This window comes from Comamonas sp. JNW (genome assembly GCF_003105075.1).
Lineage (GTDB): Bacteria > Pseudomonadota > Gammaproteobacteria > Burkholderiales > Burkholderiaceae_C > Comamonas > Comamonas squillarum.
This window is the reverse complement of the sequence record NZ_QETI01000005.1, coordinates 67,142-83,440: the sequence shown is the minus strand read 5'-3', so window position 1 is coordinate 83,440 and position 16,299 is coordinate 67,142. Positions and strand designations below refer to the sequence as shown.

Below are 16,299 nucleotides of genomic sequence, written 5' to 3'. Positions count from 1 at the left end.
TGCCAAGCTTGACGCCCTAGTAATAATTGCCCAGCAACGACGCCACCTCGATGAGCAGCAAGATGGCAAACATGCGCGCAAGGCCACTGAGGTCCGAATCGGGGCCCAGAACCTCATCCTGGCGCGTGCCGTAGGGCCGGTACATGGCCGATGCGGTGGGTATGAGTGCAACGGCCAGACCAAACAGCAGGGTTTTGAGGCCAAACAACCAGGTCACCATGGGCGTGAACACGCTGGCAAACATGCGCGTGTACAGGTCAAAACCGACCCAGCTCAGCCCGTAGACGCTGAGGTAGACCATGACCAGCGAAACCACACAGGACAGCGCAGCCAGCGTAATCGAGGCATACATGCTGGCGACCACCAGGGGCAGCATCTCCGTGCGCACAGGGTCATAGCCGTGCTCGCGCAGGCGCTCAAAATGCCCCGCCTCGCGCAACTTGGTCAGTTGCGCACCTGCCGGAATCGAGCAGCGCATCGCGACAAACAAGGCCGCCGTCAGCGGGATGAGCTCGAGCACCAGCACGCGGATGACCATCTCGACAGCGACGCGCGAGAGGCCATAGCTCGTGGCGGTTACAAAGACGATCCGCGCCACCACCAGGCACAGCAAGGCGGCCAACGCGGTAAAGCCCAGCAGGATGGGCGCGGTGTCGACATACATGCGGCGCATCAGCCGCGCGCGGGTCTGCGGGCCGTAGCTGGTGGGCGACATCAGCATCACCAGCACGACCGCACCCAGGTAAAAAATACGCCACCAGGCCACCGCCCAGCGGCGCGCCGTGCGCCAGGTCCGGTGGGGCCATTGGGGTTGAAGCAGACTTGCCAGCATCAGGCGATCATAGGCGATCGGCGCCATCGTGGGCACCTGCCAGCAACATGGCTGGCAAGCCCAGACACTGCCACCGCGCCATGAAAAAGTGGCTCAAGACTTCTGGCGCGCCTTCCAGGCCTGCACCGCCTTCAAGGTCTGCTGCACATGCTCGAGCGGATCGCTGCCCTCATGCGCATAGATCACCTTGCCGTCAGGTGCAATCACGTAGGAGATGCGTGAAGCGGTGCCCGGCCGTGCGGCGGAGCCTGCGTCATAGGCCTGGATGGCCTTGGCATCGGGGTCGGAGGCGACGCTGAACTGGTCACGGCAGGCCTCGCTGGAGAAGCGCTGCATCGTGGCAATGTCGTCATGCGAGATACCGACGACCTGCGCGCCGGAGGCCGCAAAGCTCGGCGTGGCCTCGGCAAAGGCATGGGCCTCGATCGTGCAGCCCTGGCTGAAGGCCTTGGGGAAGAAGTACAGGACGACGGGGCCGCGCTTCAAGGCCTCGGCCATGTCAAAGCGCTGCACCTTGCCGGCCAGTGCCGACTGTGTGCTGAACATCGGTGCCTGGGCACCAACAGCCAGCGCCGCCTGGCTGGGCAGGCTGACCAGCGCTGCGCAGCCCATCACCACCGAGGCCAACGCCCCCACGAATTTTGCTTTCATAGTCGATCCTTCTGTTGTCATCTAGATACGCCCCAAGCCTGGGCCATTGGCGGCAGGCTCTGTTTTTCGCCTGCGCTCCATCGCTCCACACCACAGCCCCTAGAATATGCCACCTGGCGTGATGGCATACATCATCACCCCTTTGACTGTTTATGCAACTACCTCCTTGGCCGACTGTGCGAAAGCCATGCGAAGGTGTGACCCTCAAGGAGACAACAAGATGATGAAACACATTCTGCAATGCGCCGCCGTGGCGCTGACGGTGGGGGCCGCTTCGGGTGCCATGGCCCAGGGCTCGGCGACGGACTACCCCGGCAGCAAGCCGGTGCGCATGGTCGTGCCCTTCCCACCAGGCGGTGGCACCGATATTCTCTCGCGCATCATCGCGCAAAAGCTCAGCGAACAGAACCACTGGACGGTGGTCGCTGACAACCGGGCCGGCGCGGGCGGCACCATCGGTATCAGCGAAGTCGCCAAGGCCCAGCCAACGGGCTATGACATCGTCATGGGCCAGAAGGACAACGTGGTGCTGGGCTACTACCTGTACAAGGGCCTGCCCTGGAACCCCGCCAAGGACTTGACGCCCATTGCCCATGTGGCCTACTCGCCGGTCATCATTGCCACCTCGGAAAACAGCAAGTTCAAGACCTTGAACGATGTGATCGCCGCCGCCAAGGCCGACCCCGGCAAGATCACCTACGGCTCGCCCGGCAATGGCACCAGCATCCATATCGCTGGCGTGCTGTTTGAGAAGGCGGCCGGCGTCAAGCTGACCCACGTGCCGTACAAGGGCTCCAACCCCGCGCTGCTCGACACCTTGTCCGGCAATGTCGATCTGCTGGTGTCGTCCGTGCCCTCGGCCATTGGCCAGATCAAGGCCGGCAAGCTGCGTCCGCTGGCTGTTACCTCGGCCAAGCGCAGCAGCTCGCTGCCCGATGTGCCTACCGTTGCGGAACTGGGCATGAAGGGCTTTGATGTGAGCACCTGGTATGGCCTGTTTGGCCCCAAGAACCTGCCCGCCCCCATCGTCAGCAAGCTCAACACCGAGGTCAACAAGCTACTGGGCCAAAAGGAAGTGCAGGATTCCATCCTGGCCCAAGGCGCCGAGCCCCAGGCCATGTCCGTATCGGACTTTGACAAGTTCTTCCACAAGGACTTCCAGGATGCCAAGGCCATTGTTGAAGCCTCGGGCGCGACCATCCAGTAAGCCCCAGGGCTGGGATACGGCAAGGGCACCTCGCAGGTGCCCTTTTTTTATGACCAGGCCAATGGCCCGATGGTGATCAATGGCAATGCCAGCGCTCAGGCACCGTCGCCCTGGAAGGCCTGGCGGCGCAAGGTCACCACCAAGGTATCGCGGTGGCCGGGGGCATCGCCCAGCGGCTGGATCGGCGTGCTCTCATGGATCATCCGGGCGTCGTCGAGCAGCATCAGCGACCAGGGCTCGGTGAGCGTAAAGCGCAGGCCTTGCGGGCCCTGGGCGTCGAACACCCGCGTCTCCCCGCCTTTGATGCCCTCGCGTGCCACCAAAAACACCGCCACCAGATCCACGCCATCGCGGTGCGCACCTTCGGGGGTGGGCCGGCCAATGCCCTCGGCGGTGTCGATGCGGAACTGGTGGGCCTCGGTATACCAGGGCGCGTGCTCCGCACTGGGAAACAGTGCCTGCGCCGTGTGACCCAGCGCACGCATGATCTGGCGCCAGGCGGGCAGCGACTGGGTGCTGGCTGCGACGGGCTCAAACCAGCGCTGCATGCCGCCATGCAAGGCGTTGTACTCCACCGGCTGCCAATGGGCACGGTGGGCTACGGACTCAACCTGGTCATCCTGCACCACATAGCAGGAATGGCGGCGCTTGCGGTAGCGCCCGCCGTCTTTGAGGTAGGCATCATGGGGCATGGCCTCCCAGTGGCTGCCGAGCGCTGCCAGGTCATCGGGCGGGCAGGCTGCCCACTGCGCCACGGCGGCGGGGCTGAGCACCGCATAGCCATAGGCGCGCAAAGTGCCGTCCACCTGGTCGGCATCACAATAAGGAGGAGGAAAGGACTGCATGTAAAACTCCGTCAAGCGGGCGAGCTTACGGCGGTCACAAAAGCATTGCGTGCTGCACAACTTTGGGCAGCGCCGCAGCGCTGCCCGGTAGCCATCCACTCAACGAAAACGGCAACAAGCCGGGTGCCGTCGCTGACATTACTGGCGAACGACCAGCACGGGGATCAGGCTGTCGCTCAGCACGCGCTGGGTCACGCTGCCCAGCACCAGCTTTTCCAGGCCCTTGCGGCCGTGCGAGCCCATCACAATGAGGTCGGCGCCGGTGGTTTTGACCGCTTCCATCACCCCGTCGTGTACGGAGTGGCCTTCGCCCATGACGGTGTCCACAGGAATACCGGCCTGCTCCATCGCAGTTTTGACCGCGTCCAACGCGGTGTGCGCATCGGCAGTGGCAGCAGAAAGGTACTGCGCCTGGCCATAGGCAAAATCGGCGCCCACGCCGGTGAAGGGATAGGGATCTATCACATACACCGCAGTGACCTGGCTGCCAAAGGCCTTGGCAAGACCGGCGGCCTTGTTGACCGCGAGCATGGAGGTGGCAGACCCATCGACCGGCACCAGAATATGTTTGAACATAGCGTCACTCCTTTTTGTTGTTGCATGCATAACTTACTCTAAAACGCAGGGCCCGGCAAACCTGGCAGGCCCTGCAGCACTGCCACCTATGCGGCAGTTGCAAGCGGTTTGCGCTGCATCAACGGGTGGCGCCGCGCCAGCCCGCGCCGCATAATGTTTGCACCGCCCTGCTGGGCCCTAACCCCTCTTCAAACGATGACAACATCCCTGCGCTCCCTGGGTCGATCCGCCCTGCAAGTCTCGCCGCTGTGCCTGGGCGGCAATGTATTTGGCTGGACGGCTGACGAGGCCACCAGCTTTCGCCTACTCGATGCCTGGCTGGATGCCGGCATGAACTTTGTCGATACCGCTGACGTGTACTCGCGCTGGGCGCCTGGCCACAGCGGCGGTGAATCGGAGCGCGTGCTCGGCAAATGGCTGCGCAGCTCGGGCAAGCGCGCGCAGGTGGTGTTGGCCACCAAGGTCGGCAAGGATATGGGCGAAGGCAAGGTCGGCCTGCGCCCGGAGTACATCCGCCAGGCGGTCGACGCCTCTCTGCAGCGCCTGCAGACCGATTACATCGACCTCTACCAATCGCATGACGACGACGCGCAGGTACCGCTGGCCGATGTGATGGGCACCTTTGGCGAGCTGATCGCCGAGGGCAAGGTGCGTGCCGTGGGCGCCAGCAACTACAGCGCAGCGCGCCTGGCAGAGGCGCTGCAGACCAGCGAGCAGCATGGCCTGGCGCGTTATGAGAGCCTACAGCCGCTTTTCAACCTCTACGACCGTGCCGTGTTCGAGCAAGAGCTGCAGCCGCTGTGCGTAGCGCAGGGCGTGGGCGTCATCAATTTCTACAGCCTGGCTGCCGGCTTTTTGACCGGCAAGTACCGCAAGGCCGAGGATGCGAGCAAAAGCCCGCGCGGCGCCAAGACCACCCAGCTGTATCTGAACGACCGGGGCTTGCGCATTCTGGCCGCGCTCGAACAGGTGAGCAGCCGCACGGGCGCCCCGATGGGCGAGGTGGCCGTGGCCTGGGTCATGCGCCAGCCGGCCATTGCCTCGCCGATTGCCAGCGCCAGCAACCTCGAGCAGCTGCAGTCGCTGATCCGCGCCAGCCAATTGCAGCTCGATGCCGATGCGATGGCCACGCTCAACGCCGCCAGCGCCGAAGCTTGAGCGAAGGCTGGCGACAAGCCTAGGCCAGCAGAGCCGGCAAAATCTGCGCCGAGGGCAAGCGCCAGCAGCGGTCGGCCACGCTGTCGAGCGCGGTCGGCTCGGGGTTGATGACCACCACATGGGCGCCGCCCCGGGCGGCGATATGGGCCAGGCCAGCCGCCGGGTAGACATGGCCGGAGGTGCCAATCACCAGCATCAGGTCGCAGGCCTTGGCGGCATCTTGCGCCTGCTGCAGCTCGGCATGGGGCAAGGCCTCGCCAAACCAGACCACCGCCGGGCGCAGGTAGTTGCCGCAGCCAGGGCATTGCGGCGGTGCATCGCCTTCGGTAAAGCGGGCGTCGCAACAGGGCTTGGGCGGCAGCAGCCAGCGGTTGTCCATCAGATTGCCATGCAGGCACAGCACTGGCGTACTACCAGCACGCTGGTGCAGGCCATCGACGTTCTGCGTAACCAGGGTCATCCGGCCGGAGTGGCGCGCCTGCCATTGGGCCAGCGCCACATGGCCGGCATTGGGCATCACCTGGCGGACCAGATCGCGGCGGTACTGGTACCAGTCCCAGACCCGCTGCGGATGGGCCAGAAAACCCGCCTCGCTGGCCATCTCCTCGGGGCTGAACTGCGTCCAGTAGCCCGTCTGCGCATCGCGGAAGGTGGGCACGCCGGACTCCGCACTGGCCCCCGCCCCCGTCAGCACCAGCAGATGCCGCGCATTGTGCAAGCGCTGTCGCAGGCTGGCAATTTCTGTATCGGCAAGCGGCAGCGCTGCGGAGGTATCCAAAGGAGCAAAAGACATAGAGGCGGCAGTGAAGAACAGGCGCCCAGCATACGGCAAGGCTTGGGCTCCACCGCTCCAGTCCAGCATCGCCGTGCAGGGCGAGCTCTAGGCGGCTTACATTCAGAAACGGTCATCACGATTTGGAGATGGACACGATGGACGGGCCGAGCCCAGAATGGCTGACCCACGACGAGGAGACAAGAATGCAATTCATCCCCTATCTGAACTTTGATGGCGATTGCGCCGAAGCCATGGCCTTTTACGCCCAGCTGTTTGGCGGCCAGATCATGCACCAGATGCGCTTTAGCGACATGCCGCCTGGCGAAGGCATGCCACCGCTCCCGCCTGAGGCGCAGTCGCGCCTGATGCATGCCCACCTGCAAGTGGGCAGCCAGGCGATCATGGCCTCGGACACGATGCCTGCGATGCCTGGCGCCAGCGCCGAGACCTGTGGTGGCGGCTATCTCAAACCCCAAGGCATTTGGGTGTCCATCGGTGTCGATTCCGTAGCAGATGGCGAGCGCATCTTCAACGGTCTGGCTGACGGTGGCCAGGTGGCCATGCCCTTTTCAGCCACCTTCTGGTCGCCCGGTTTTGGCATGGTGACCGACCGTTTTGGCACCCCGTGGATGGTGAACGTCCAGACGCAGCCCGCTGCATAAGGCCCTCGTCTCCTCACCGCACAACCGCACACCACCTGCACCGAACCACACCCTATGTCTCTACAACCCCATCCCCAGGATCTGGTGCTCAGCCGCCTGATCCATGCCCCCGCCGCCACGCTCTACCGCTGCTGGACCGAGCCCGCCCTGCTCACCGAGTGGTTTGTACCCAAGCCCTGGACCATTGCCAGCGCCCAAGTGGATGTGCGTGTGGGCGGCGGCAGCCAGATTGTCATGCGCGACCCGCAAGGCAACGAGTACCCCAATGCCGGCGTGTACCTGGAGGTAGTACCCAACCGCAGGCTGGTCTTTACCGATGCCTACACCGCTGGCTGGGTGCCCAGCGCCAAACCGTTCATGACGGCCATCATCGAGTTTGAGCCCGAAGCGGGCCTGACCCGCTACACCGCCACCGTGCGCCATTGGAGCGAAGAGACCCGCAAGCAGCACGAGGCGATGGGATTCCACACCGGTTGGGGCGTGGCCACCGACCAGCTCGTGGCGCTGGCTGCCAGCTTGTAGTTGCGTCCTCGCGCTGCGATGTAGCGCCCACCCATAACAGCGCCGCTCGAGCGCCCAGGAGACTACCATGCCTTATGTCGATGGATTTGTGCTGCCCGTGCCCCGCGCCAAGCTCGACGCCTACCGAGCCATGGCCGAGGCGGCCGGCAAGGTCTGGATGGAGCACGGCGCACTGCAGTACTGGGAATGTGTGGGCGACGATGTGCCTGACGGCGAAGTCACCTCGTTTCCGATGGCGGTCAAGCTTCAGGCGGACGAGGTCGCTTGCTTTTCCTGGATCGTCTACACCTCGCGCGCTGAGCGCGACCGCATCAATGCTGCGGTGATGGCCGACCCGCGCCTGGCAGACATGCAACCGGCCAACATGCCGTTTGATGCCAAGCGCATGATCTTTGGCGGATTTACGCCGGTCGTGCAGCTGGGGACTTGATAAGGCCACCAAGCCCACCTAGAGCCGCTGCGCCGTATCAGGCCACTACGCCGGCCATCTCCACGCGCACCAGCAGCCCCTTCAAGGCCTCGCTCTTGCGCCATTGCAACCGGCCTTCGTAGCCTTGCACGATTTGCTGGGTAATCGACAGGCCCAGGCCCGTGCCATCAACCGTCTCATCAAAGCGCTGGCCCCGCGCGCCGGCTGCCTGCATTTGTGCGGCCGTCATGCCAGGGCCGTCGTCCTCCACCTGCAGCACCAGGCCTTGGGTGGCGCTGCCATGCACCGTCAGGCGCACCTGGGAGGCTGCCCATTTGCCCGCGTTGTCCAGCAGATTGCCCAGCAGCTCTTCCAGATCGGCGCGCTCGCCCCGCCACCACAGCGCGACACCCTCCTCCACCAGTTGCCAGTCCAGGTCGCTGGCCTGGTGCAGTTGGCGCAGCATCGCCAGCATCTGCCGCGCGCAGGCCAGCACATCCACAGGCAAGCCGGCGCTTGGCCCATGCACCAGGGTGGCATCGCTGAAGGTACGGGCCTGGTAGCGGTCAATCAGCCGCGCCATCGCCGTGGTCTGCTGCAGCACCAGGTCCGCCGGCAGGGCTGCACCGCTGCCGGCATGGGCCATCAGCAGCGACAAGGGTTTTTTCAGCGCATGGTTGAGGTCGGCTGCATGCGAGCGTGATCGCTCCACCACCTGGGTATTGCGCGCGAGCAAGGCGGCCAGCTCCTGCTGCAAGGGCTGCAGATCGGCACCCAGCGGCAGCTGCGCAATCTGCTCGGTGGCGGGCGCAGCGCCTGGCAGCGGCTTGTCCAGGCCGGCAATCACACTGACCAGACGCTTGAGCGGCGCCAGGCCCACGCGCAGCTGCAGCCAGACCAGCGCGCCAATCAGCAGGATCAGCATGGCGCTAGTGATTCCCAAAATCTGGTCAATGCGGCGCAGGCTGGCCATCAGCGGCTGAGCCGGGCCAAAGACCTGCAAGTGCATCGGCGCGGCGCCCGCTGCCAGCTGCACCGAAAAATGCTGTACCAAAAGCGGCTCCTGCTGCGGGCCCCGGGCCTGCTGCAAGCGTTCGCTGCCCCACAGCCGGGCTGGGCTCACCACCAGGTCGGGCTGGTCCCACAGCGAGCGCGAGCGCGCCAGCACCACCGGCTCTGCGGCTGTTCGCAGGGGCGCGCGCGCCTGGCCCTGCAACTGCCAGTACCAGCCCGAGAAAATGGCGCTGAACTCGTCGCTGCCGCCCGCCGCCTCTTGCACCCGGCCATCGGGCAGCAGCGCCAGGCGCGCGTGGATGCGCTCGGATTTTTCCTCCAGGCTGCGCGACATGCTGCCCAGCAAGCTGGCATGCACCTCATAACGCAGCCACCAGCCGCCCAGCCCCATCACCAGCAAACTGGGCACGATGACCAGGGCGGCCATGCGCGCAGCCAGCGACCAGCGCCGCGCAGGTGAGCGCCGCGCGGGCGGCCGCTCGTGGGCAGAACTGGGAGGGAAGGCCATGGTGCGGCGGGGCTACAGCAGCAGCTAGCTGGGCGCGTTCAGCCGAAAGCCCTGGCCGCGCTCGGTCACCAGCAGATCGGACTGGCGCAGCTTGCGCCGTATGCGGCCGATCAGCACATCAAGCGTGTTGGAGTCCGGGTCCAAATCGCGGGCATAGACATGCTCGCTGATCTCGGTGCGCGTGAGCACCCGGTTGGGGTGGTGCATCAAATAGGCCAGAATCTTGTGCTCCTGCGCCGTCAGCTGCAAACCCTGGCCGTCGTGCAAAAAGCGGCCGGCCGTTACGTCGTATTCTAGGCAGCCCGCGCGCAGCACGGTGGCCGCACTGCCAGTGCTGCGGCGCAGCATGGCACGCAGGCGCAGCACCACCTCGTCGAGCATGAAGGGCTTGGTCAGGTAGTCATCGGCACCGGCGCCAAAGCCGGCCACCTTGTCGCTCCAGCGGTTGCGCGCCGTCAGGATCAGCACCGGCCAGTGGCAACCCGCCTCGCGCCAGTCGCGCAACACCGTCAGCCCATCGCGCTGGGGCAGGCCCAGGTCCAGCACGGCTGCGTCGTAGGGCTCGGTGCTGCCGGCAAACGATGCGGCATCGCCATCGGCTTCCACATCCACTGAGAAACCGGCACGCGCCAGTGCCTGCTGCATTTGCGCGGCCAGTTCCGCATCGTCTTCGACCACCAGAATTCGCATCAGCGCTCAATCCTCCATCTTTTGTTGGAGCACCTGCAGGCTGCGTGCATCCACCTTGAGCTTCAAGGTGCTGCCATTGCCGTGCAGCAGTTCGATCTCGTAATAAGAGCCCTGGCCCTCGTCATGCTCCAGCTCCACTTCGAGCACCTGGCCCGTGAAGCGCGGTGCCAGCGCCTGCAATACCTCGTCAGCCCGCTTGAGCGGCGCCGGGTTGCGTGCCTTGGCCTGGGCGGGGGGCAGCACTTGGCCGGTCGCGGCCTCCATCACCAGCTTGCGGTAGCCTTGCTGGTCGGCGCTGAGCTTGATTTCATAGACGCCCCGGCCCTGGCTGTCGCGCTCAAACTCCACATCGGTGATGCGGCTGGCGTGCTGCTGCGCCAGCTTGGCCAGGTACTGGGCCAGCTCCCGCATCCCCAGCGCCTGCGAGCGGTCCTTGGCCACGCGCTGCACGGTCTGGCCACTGGCCGCGTCGATCAGCAGCTCCTGCTTGAGGCCCTGGCTGTCCACCAGCTTGATCTCGTAGCGCAGCTCGCCCTGGGGGCCGCGCTTGGTCTCGACATCCACCACGCGGCCGGCCTGGCTCGCGGCAATGTCGCTCAGGATCGCGGACAAGGGCTTGTACTGGCCAGTGGCCACCGCCGCACGCACCGCGTCATGCTCGGCGGCTTGGCTGGCGCCGCCCAGCAGCAAGCTGCAGGCCAGGGGCCAGGCAGCGATGCGAGAAAAGCGGGGGGGAATTTGCGCCATGGCAGGCATTATGACAAGCACGATTAAACAGACCATGAACGGTCGCTTCACACTGCGTTTAGGCAAGGTTTTCAATACTTCAGTCCATGACGAATCAGCCAGCTGCTGGTTTGCATGTCACCACATTGAAGGGATTGAACCATGAAGAAGACCACCATCGCCTGCATCCTGGGTGCCGCCAGCATCGCTGCCAGCCTGCCGTTTGCCGCCCAGGCCTACAACGCCCAGGAAGTGCTCAACAGCATCAGCGCCAGCGGCCTGGTCGCAGCGCAAGACCTGGAAAAGCAATACGGTTACTGGACTGCCAAGGCTACCCAGCAAGACGGCAGCCGCGCCTATGTGCTGGTGAGCGATGCCGACGGCAGCCTGGTGGCCCTGCGCAAGGCCGAGCTGGGCAGCACCTACCCCGGCGCCAGCCAGGTCGCTGCCAAGCTGCAGTCGCTGGGCTACGGCCAGATCAAGGAAGTAGAGTTTGACGACGGCTTCTGGGAAGCCAAGGTGCGCGGCGCCAACGGCGTTAAGCAAAAGCTGGTGCTGCACCCGGTAAGCCTGGATGTGCTGTCCCAACCCGGCCAGCCTGCTCCCACGCCGGGCGCGGGGGCCGGCAGCGCGGTCTTGAGCGCGGCGCAAATCCAGCAGCTGCTGACCCAGGCGGGCTACACCCACATTCACGACCTGGAGCTCGATGACGGCATCTGGGAAGCCGATGCGATCAATGCCCAGGGTTTCCGCGTGGATCTGAAGATCCACCCTGAAACCGGTGCGGTGCTGCGCGAGAAGCTGGACGACTAAGTCGCCCTCGCCCTTGCGCGCACGCGCTGCGGTCTGCACAAAACAAAAAGGCTGAGCCCGCTAGGGTCCAGCCTTTTTTTCGATGCCCCCGCGCCTCACGCGGTGAGCCAGCGGAAACAGCGTTTTAACCGGCCTTTGCAGGCGTGCGCTGGCGCAGCGCTTCATACAGACACACGCCACTGGCCACCGACACGTTGAGGCTGGAGACAGCGCCCATCATCGGGATGCCGATCAGCTCATCACAGGTCTTGCGGGTGAGCTGGCGCATGCCATCGCCTTCGGCACCCAGCACCAGGGCCACGGGGCCCTTGAGGTCCACCTGGTACAGCGTGTTGGGGGCGTCGTCGCTGGTGCCGATGATCCAGACATTGCGCTCCTTGAGCTCTTTCAAGGTACGCGCCAGGTTGGTCACCATGAAGTACGGTACCGTCTCGGCAGCGCCACTGGCGACCTTGGCCACGGTGGCATTGATGCCGACTGCATGGTCCTTGGGCGCAATCACCGCATGGGCACCGGCACCATCAGCCACGCGCAGGCAGGCACCCAAGTTGTGCGGGTCGGTCACACCGTCGAGCACCAGCAAGAGCGGCGAGGTGACACCGGCTTCTTCCAGGTCGTCGAGCAGCTCATCGAGGGTGCGAGTATCCTTGATCTCTTCGACGCGCGCGGCCACACCCTGGTGGCCATGCGAGCCCGCCAGCTTGGCGATGCGTGGTGCATCCGCCTCGATCAGCCGCACCCCCGCCTCTTTGGCGCGCTCCAGAAATTGGCGCATGCGCGCGTCGCGGCGCGTGGACTCGAAATAGACTTCGATGATCGATTTGGGCGCAGTCTTCATGCGCACACCAACGGCATGGAAGCCGAACAACACTTTGGGGGATGACATAGGGCAGCATTATCGCTGCTTGCCCATACCCCGGGGGGCGCAGCGACCATCCCATGCAGGGGCGACAAGCTGCGCCTTGGCAAACCCGGCCATATCTGCGACGCTTGCAGCGACTTTGAACAGGCTCCCCCCATGACCTCTACCGCCTCCGCGGCCTTTGCGGCCCACCTGATCGATGTGCATGGCAGCGATGCTGCCCAGCCCGTGCCTGAGCCCCATCTGCAGCCCTTGCAGTTTTTGCAGCACCTGTACCGGGTTGCCGTGCGCGATGCGCTGCCGCTCGAAGGCCTGCGCAAGCATTTGCCAGCCGTACCCAAGGGCCGCACCTTGGTGGTTGGCGCGGGCAAGGCCGGCGCGGCGATGGCGCAGGCGCTCGAGCAGCTCTGGCCCGCGCAGGCACCGCTGTCGGGCCTGGTCGTCACCCGCTATGGGCATGTTCCGCCGCGCCCGCCGGGCCTGGTCCAGCGCATCGAGGTGGTGGAAGCGGCCCACCCGGTGCCCGATGCTGCCGGCCTGCAAGCGGCCCAGCGCATGCTGGCCTTGACCGAAGGGCTCAGCGCCGATGACCTGGTGATTTGCCTGATCTCGGGCGGCGGCTCGGCATTGCTGACCCTGCCGGCCGAGGGCCTGACCCTTGCCGACAAGCAGCGCATCAACCGCGAGCTGCTCGACAGCGGCGCCCACATTGGCGAGATGAACTGCGTGCGCAAGCACCTCTCGCGCATCAAGGGCGGGCGCCTGGGCGCAGCCTGCCATCCGGCGCAGGTGGTCAGCCTGCTGATCAGCGATGTGCCGGGTGATTCGCCGGCCATCATCGCCAGCGGCCCGACAGTGCCAGACCCCAGCACCTGCGCCGATGCGCTGGCAATCCTGGAGCGCTATGCGATTGCGGTACCTGAGCCGGTGCGCGAGGCGCTGCACAGCGGCTTGCTGGAAACCCCCAAGCCCGGCGACCCGCGCTTTGCCGGCCACCAGGTGCAGCTGATTGCCACCCCGCAGCAGTCCTTGCAAGCAGCAGCCGCTGCCGCGCGTGACGCGGGCATTGCCTGCCATGTGCTGAGCGACGAGATCGAAGGCGAATCCCGCGAGGTGGCCAAAGTGCATGCTGCGCTGGCGCGGGCTGTGGCGCTGCATGGCCAGCCCTTTGCCCGGCCCTGCGTGATTCTGTCAGGCGGTGAGACCACGGTGACGGTGCGCCAACCAGCCGAAGGTGCTGCGCGTGGCCGGGGCGGCCGTGCCGGCGAGTTCTGCCTGGGCCTGGCCCAGGCACTGCAGGCCGTGCCTGGCGTATGGGCGCTGGCCGCTGATACCGATGGCATTGATGGCGTGGAAGACAATGCAGGCGCCGTGGTGACCCCCGACACCCTGGCCCGCGCCGCCGCCTTGCAGCAAAAGCCCTCTGCCTACCAGGACCGCAATGACAGCTATGGCTTTTTTGGCCCACTGGGCGATCTGGTGGTGACCGGCCCCACGCACACCAATGTGAACGATTTTCGCGCACTGCTGATTCTGCAGCCGCTGGAAACCGCCATGAAAAAAGCGGCCAGCTAACGCCGACCGCTTGGTCGTGGTTTACCTGGCTCAGCGGCTGCCAAAACGCCCACGGCAACCGCGCGTGACCCAGATGCGGCGCGCGCGGTCGTCATAACCCCAGGTATAGCCTTCGCGGCAGCTGTCGCTGGACAACTGCTCCAGCAGCACCGGACGGCCCCAGCGCGCATTCCAGTCGCAGCTGTTGTCGCGGCGGTCGTCGCTGCTGCAGGTCAGCTCCCGGCCCTGGCCATATCCAGGATTGGGCCGGCCGCCGCCGTAGCCGCCACCGTAACCGCTGCTGATGGCAAAATCGGCGCGGCAGCCGCGGCTGACCCAGACCATATCGCTGCGTTGGCCCCAGCTGCGGCCCTCGTCGCAGCGAGCGTCGGAGAGCTGGCGGGCAACCTCGACCCTGGCGCCACGCGGAATGGCGCATTCGCGCATGCGCCCGTCGTTGCTCTCGCAGCGCACCAGCTGGTTACTGCCACCGCCACCACCCCAGCCACCGCCGCCACCTCGGCTATCGGCAAAACGGGCCCGGCAACCATCGGTCACCCAGACCACGCCGCCACCGCGGTGGCCCCAGCTGCGGCCTTCGACGCAAGAGGCGCTCGACAAGGTCTCGCTCACCAACGGATCGCGAAACGGCGTGCGGCATTCGCGCGTGCGCCCGTCCTGGCTCTCGCAGGTCACCTCGCCGTCGCGCCCATACTGCGCCTGTGCGGTGGGGGCGATGGCCGCCAAAGCCAGTGCCAGTGCGCCCAGTGCAGCGCCGCTCCATGTGGTGTTTTGCATTGCTCTGTCCTCATTGTTGTCTTCGATGGGGGCCAAGGTTAACCCGAAATGGCTGCCGGTCATGTAAGCGAAGTCAGCAAAAAGGCGAGCCGCAGCTCGCCCGGGTCATGGCCGGTTGCCACCTAACGATGCTCAGGGCATCACGGGCGGAATATAGGCCAGGGTCTGCCCCAGGAACCACAGCAGGAACAGCACCACCGGGATGTGCACCAGCAGCTGCACAAAGGTAAAGCCGATCAGGTCGCGCGCCTTGAGGCCCAGCACGCCCAACAGCGGCAGCATGTAGAAGGGGTTGATCAGATTGGGCAGTGCCTCGGCGGCGTTGTAGATCTGCACGGCCCAGCCCAGGTGGTACTGCAGGTCGTTGGCCACCTGCATCACATACGGCGCCTCGATGATCCACTTGCCGCCGCCCGACGGAATGAAAAAGCCCAGAATGGCCGAGTACACGCCCATCAGCAGCGCATAGGTGTCATGCGTGGCGATCTGGGTGAAGAAGGTCGAGATGTAGTGCGCAATGGTGTGGCCATCGACGCCCTTGACCTCTGTCATGATCGCAGCAATCGAGCCATACAGCGGGAACTGGATCAGCACACCGGTGGTGGTGGGCACGGCGCGCGCGACCGCATCCAAAAAGCTGCGCGGGCGCCAGTGCAGCAGCGCGCCCACCATCAGAAAAATCAGGTTGTAGGTGTTGAGGCCCGAGATCGCCTGGATCGCCGGCTTGCTGGAGAACTCTTCGACCATCCAGCCGACTGCCAGCAGCACCAGAAAAATGATCAGCAGCGGGCTGTGCTCCAGCCATTCACCGGGCCGCGTGGGCTTGGTCACCGGCTGCGCCTCGGCGCTGATGTCCACCTGGCAGGCGGCAGCATCCTTGGCGTTGGCAGCGCCCGGGGCCGTCACATAGGCAATCACCAGCGAGATCAGCACCAGGGCCAGCAGCATCACGCCCGATTGCCACAGGAAAATCGTCTCGGTAAACGGGATCACACCAGTAATCGCCAGGATCGACGGCGGCAGGCTGGCCGGGTTGGCCTGCAGCTGCGCGGCCGACGAGGAAATGCCCAGCGCCCAGACGGCACCCAGGCCCAGGTAGGCCGCAGCGCCGGCGGCCCGGTAGTCCATTTTCAGGTCGGTGCGGCGGGCCAGCGCCTTGACCAGCAGGCCGCCAAACACCAGGCTCAAGCCCCAGTTGAGGAGCGAGGCCACCATCGAGATCAGCGCCACCCAGGCCACCGCACTGCGGCCATTGCCAGGCACCTTGGCCAGCGCTTCAATCAGGCGCGACGCGGGCTTGGAGCTGGCCACCACATAGCCGCCAATCACCACAAAGGCCATTTGCATCGTGAACGGGATCAGGCTCCAAAAGCCCTTGCCAAAAGCCTTGCTCGTCTCTTGCACCGGCACACCAATGGCCAGGGCCGCTGCCACCACAATCGCAATCCCCACGACCGCAAACACCCAGGAATCGGGAAACCACTTCTCGGCCCAGGCCGCACACCGCATCGCAAACCGCGCCGAGCGGCTCTCTTCCAATTGCACCGACATAGTCACCTTTCTGTCTCGCGTTAATTTCAAAGCGCGGCGATCTTCTCATGCGGACAGGTCAATTTCGTTAAGTGCGACTACGTACCGCCATGCGAAATGGTCAGAGTGGCGAAGTGCTGGCTGCTGTGCGTACGCAAAAAAGCCCC

General features: G+C 65.1%; 18 protein-coding genes. 7 read left to right on the top strand and 11 right to left on the bottom strand.

What is annotated here, in order from left to right; genetic code table 11:
* Positions 1–16: 16 nt before the first annotated feature.
* Both DCO45_RS09315 and DCO45_RS09310 read right to left on the bottom strand, forming a co-directional pair.
* Entirely contained in the window at positions 17–832 is an 816-nt protein-coding gene (locus DCO45_RS09315; protein ID WP_116925758.1) for an ABC transporter permease, read from the bottom strand.
* A gap of 93 nt (positions 833–925) precedes the next feature.
* Positions 926–1,483 carry a peroxiredoxin gene (locus DCO45_RS09310; RefSeq protein ID WP_116925587.1) on the bottom strand — a complete coding sequence of 186 codons (558 nt, stop codon included), beginning with the start codon at positions 1,481–1,483 and terminating at the stop codon, positions 926–928.
* Between the two features lie 220 nt (positions 1,484–1,703).
* Here DCO45_RS09310 and DCO45_RS09305 point away from each other — a divergent pair, with 220 nt between their 5' ends.
* Positions 1,704–2,690 (top strand): tripartite tricarboxylate transporter substrate binding protein, encoded by a 987-nt coding sequence (locus DCO45_RS09305; protein ID WP_116925586.1) that lies wholly within the window; start codon positions 1,704–1,706, stop codon positions 2,688–2,690.
* 95 nt (positions 2,691–2,785) lie between these two features.
* Here the strand turns inward: DCO45_RS09305 and DCO45_RS09300 are convergent, their stop codons facing one another.
* Together DCO45_RS09300 and DCO45_RS09295 are read right to left on the bottom strand one after the other, a co-directional pair.
* A complete protein-coding gene (locus tag DCO45_RS09300; RefSeq protein ID WP_116925757.1) occupies positions 2,786–3,535 on the bottom strand; it encodes a 2OG-Fe dioxygenase family protein in 750 nt (249 codons plus the stop codon).
* Between the two features lie 138 nt (positions 3,536–3,673).
* Positions 3,674–4,111 (bottom strand): universal stress protein, encoded by a 438-nt coding sequence (locus DCO45_RS09295; protein WP_021028467.1) that lies wholly within the window; start codon positions 4,109–4,111, stop codon positions 3,674–3,676.
* A gap of 195 nt (positions 4,112–4,306) precedes the next feature.
* Between DCO45_RS09295 and DCO45_RS09290 the strand changes: the two genes are divergently transcribed.
* Positions 4,307–5,269 carry an aldo/keto reductase gene (locus tag DCO45_RS09290; protein ID WP_116925585.1) on the top strand — a complete coding sequence of 321 codons (963 nt, stop codon included), beginning with the start codon at positions 4,307–4,309 and terminating at the stop codon, positions 5,267–5,269.
* Positions 5,270–5,288: 19 nt separating this feature from the next.
* Here the strand turns inward: DCO45_RS09290 and DCO45_RS09285 are convergent, their stop codons facing one another.
* Positions 5,289–6,062, bottom strand: a complete 774-nt coding sequence (locus DCO45_RS09285; protein WP_116925756.1) for an NAD-dependent deacylase — start codon at positions 6,060–6,062, stop codon at positions 5,289–5,291.
* A 185-nt stretch (positions 6,063–6,247) separates the two neighbouring features.
* On the opposite strand from DCO45_RS09285, the gene DCO45_RS09280 reads away from it, so the two are divergent.
* The 3 genes from DCO45_RS09280 (at position 6,248) to DCO45_RS09270 (ending at position 7,658) form a co-directional block, all read left to right on the top strand.
* Entirely contained in the window at positions 6,248–6,706 is a 459-nt protein-coding gene (locus DCO45_RS09280) for a VOC family protein (RefSeq protein ID WP_116925584.1), read from the top strand.
* 54 nt (positions 6,707–6,760) lie between these two features.
* On the top strand, positions 6,761–7,228 hold the full coding sequence (locus DCO45_RS09275; protein ID WP_116925583.1) for an SRPBCC family protein: 468 nt from the start codon (positions 6,761–6,763) through the stop codon (positions 7,226–7,228).
* A gap of 67 nt (positions 7,229–7,295) precedes the next feature.
* On the top strand, positions 7,296–7,658 hold the full coding sequence (locus DCO45_RS09270) for a DUF1428 domain-containing protein (protein WP_116925582.1): 363 nt from the start codon (positions 7,296–7,298) through the stop codon (positions 7,656–7,658).
* Positions 7,659–7,695: 37 nt separating this feature from the next.
* Here DCO45_RS09270 and DCO45_RS09265 read toward each other — a convergent pair whose 3' ends face one another.
* Genes DCO45_RS09265 through DCO45_RS09255 form a run of 3 tightly spaced genes read right to left on the bottom strand, consistent with a single transcriptional unit; the run spans position 7,696 to position 10,596 of the window.
* Positions 7,696–9,159: a sensor histidine kinase gene (locus tag DCO45_RS09265; RefSeq protein WP_116925581.1), complete on the bottom strand. Its 1,464-nt coding sequence runs from the start codon at positions 9,157–9,159 to the stop codon at positions 7,696–7,698.
* A gap of 24 nt (positions 9,160–9,183) precedes the next feature.
* On the bottom strand, positions 9,184–9,849 hold the full coding sequence (locus tag DCO45_RS09260; RefSeq protein ID WP_116925580.1) for a response regulator transcription factor: 666 nt from the start codon (positions 9,847–9,849) through the stop codon (positions 9,184–9,186).
* A gap of 6 nt (positions 9,850–9,855) precedes the next feature.
* A complete protein-coding gene (locus DCO45_RS09255) occupies positions 9,856–10,596 on the bottom strand; it encodes a PepSY domain-containing protein (protein ID WP_165841168.1) in 741 nt (246 codons plus the stop codon).
* A 141-nt stretch (positions 10,597–10,737) separates the two neighbouring features.
* Here DCO45_RS09255 and DCO45_RS09250 point away from each other — a divergent pair, with 141 nt between their 5' ends.
* On the top strand, positions 10,738–11,388 hold the full coding sequence (locus tag DCO45_RS09250; RefSeq protein ID WP_116925578.1) for a PepSY domain-containing protein: 651 nt from the start codon (positions 10,738–10,740) through the stop codon (positions 11,386–11,388).
* Between the two features lie 124 nt (positions 11,389–11,512).
* Here the strand turns inward: DCO45_RS09250 and rlmB are convergent, their stop codons facing one another.
* Positions 11,513–12,274 carry a 23S rRNA (guanosine(2251)-2'-O)-methyltransferase RlmB gene (rlmB, locus tag DCO45_RS09245; protein WP_116925577.1) on the bottom strand — a complete coding sequence of 254 codons (762 nt, stop codon included), beginning with the start codon at positions 12,272–12,274 and terminating at the stop codon, positions 11,513–11,515.
* A gap of 132 nt (positions 12,275–12,406) precedes the next feature.
* Here rlmB and DCO45_RS09240 point away from each other — a divergent pair, with 132 nt between their 5' ends.
* Positions 12,407–13,825: a glycerate kinase gene (locus DCO45_RS09240; protein ID WP_116925576.1), complete on the top strand. Its 1,419-nt coding sequence runs from the start codon at positions 12,407–12,409 to the stop codon at positions 13,823–13,825.
* 30 nt (positions 13,826–13,855) lie between these two features.
* Here the strand turns inward: DCO45_RS09240 and DCO45_RS09235 are convergent, their stop codons facing one another.
* Positions 13,856–14,602: a DUF3011 domain-containing protein gene (locus DCO45_RS09235; protein WP_116925755.1), complete on the bottom strand. Its 747-nt coding sequence runs from the start codon at positions 14,600–14,602 to the stop codon at positions 13,856–13,858.
* Between the two features lie 132 nt (positions 14,603–14,734).
* A complete protein-coding gene (locus DCO45_RS09230; RefSeq protein WP_116925575.1) occupies positions 14,735–16,153 on the bottom strand; it encodes a TIGR00366 family protein in 1,419 nt (472 codons plus the stop codon).
* Positions 16,154–16,299 lie beyond the last annotated feature (146 nt).

Excerpts from the sequence above, each read along its gene's own strand:
- DCO45_RS09280 (WP_116925584.1), top strand. The coding sequence starts at position 6,248 with ATGCAATTCATCCCCTATCTGAACTTTGATGGCGATTGCGCCGAAGCC.
- DCO45_RS09285 (WP_116925756.1), bottom strand. The coding sequence starts at position 6,062 with ATGTCTTTTGCTCCTTTGGATACCTCCGCAGCGCTGCCGCTTGCCGAT.
- DCO45_RS09315 (WP_116925758.1), bottom strand. The coding sequence starts at position 832 with ATGCTGGCAAGTCTGCTTCAACCCCAATGGCCCCACCGGACCTGGCGC.
- DCO45_RS09260 (WP_116925580.1), bottom strand. The coding sequence starts at position 9,849 with ATGCGAATTCTGGTGGTCGAAGACGATGCGGAACTGGCCGCGCAAATG.
- DCO45_RS09250 (WP_116925578.1), top strand. The coding sequence starts at position 10,738 with ATGAAGAAGACCACCATCGCCTGCATCCTGGGTGCCGCCAGCATCGCT.
- DCO45_RS09255 (WP_165841168.1), bottom strand. The coding sequence starts at position 10,596 with ATGGCGCAAATTCCCCCCCGCTTTTCTCGCATCGCTGCCTGGCCCCTG.
- DCO45_RS09230 (WP_116925575.1), bottom strand. The coding sequence starts at position 16,153 with ATGTCGGTGCAATTGGAAGAGAGCCGCTCGGCGCGGTTTGCGATGCGG.
- DCO45_RS09300 (WP_116925757.1), bottom strand. The coding sequence starts at position 3,535 with ATGCAGTCCTTTCCTCCTCCTTATTGTGATGCCGACCAGGTGGACGGC.
- DCO45_RS09235 (WP_116925755.1), bottom strand. The coding sequence starts at position 14,602 with ATGCAAAACACCACATGGAGCGGCGCTGCACTGGGCGCACTGGCACTG.
- DCO45_RS09310 (WP_116925587.1), bottom strand. The coding sequence starts at position 1,483 with ATGAAAGCAAAATTCGTGGGGGCGTTGGCCTCGGTGGTGATGGGCTGC.
- DCO45_RS09295 (WP_021028467.1), bottom strand. The coding sequence starts at position 4,111 with ATGTTCAAACATATTCTGGTGCCGGTCGATGGGTCTGCCACCTCCATG.
- DCO45_RS09275 (WP_116925583.1), top strand. The coding sequence starts at position 6,761 with ATGTCTCTACAACCCCATCCCCAGGATCTGGTGCTCAGCCGCCTGATC.
- DCO45_RS09305 (WP_116925586.1), top strand. The coding sequence starts at position 1,704 with ATGATGAAACACATTCTGCAATGCGCCGCCGTGGCGCTGACGGTGGGG.
- DCO45_RS09240 (WP_116925576.1), top strand. The coding sequence starts at position 12,407 with ATGACCTCTACCGCCTCCGCGGCCTTTGCGGCCCACCTGATCGATGTG.
- DCO45_RS09265 (WP_116925581.1), bottom strand. The coding sequence starts at position 9,159 with ATGGCCTTCCCTCCCAGTTCTGCCCACGAGCGGCCGCCCGCGCGGCGC.
- rlmB (WP_116925577.1), bottom strand. The coding sequence starts at position 12,274 with ATGTCATCCCCCAAAGTGTTGTTCGGCTTCCATGCCGTTGGTGTGCGC.
- DCO45_RS09290 (WP_116925585.1), top strand. The coding sequence starts at position 4,307 with ATGACAACATCCCTGCGCTCCCTGGGTCGATCCGCCCTGCAAGTCTCG.
- DCO45_RS09270 (WP_116925582.1), top strand. The coding sequence starts at position 7,296 with ATGCCTTATGTCGATGGATTTGTGCTGCCCGTGCCCCGCGCCAAGCTC.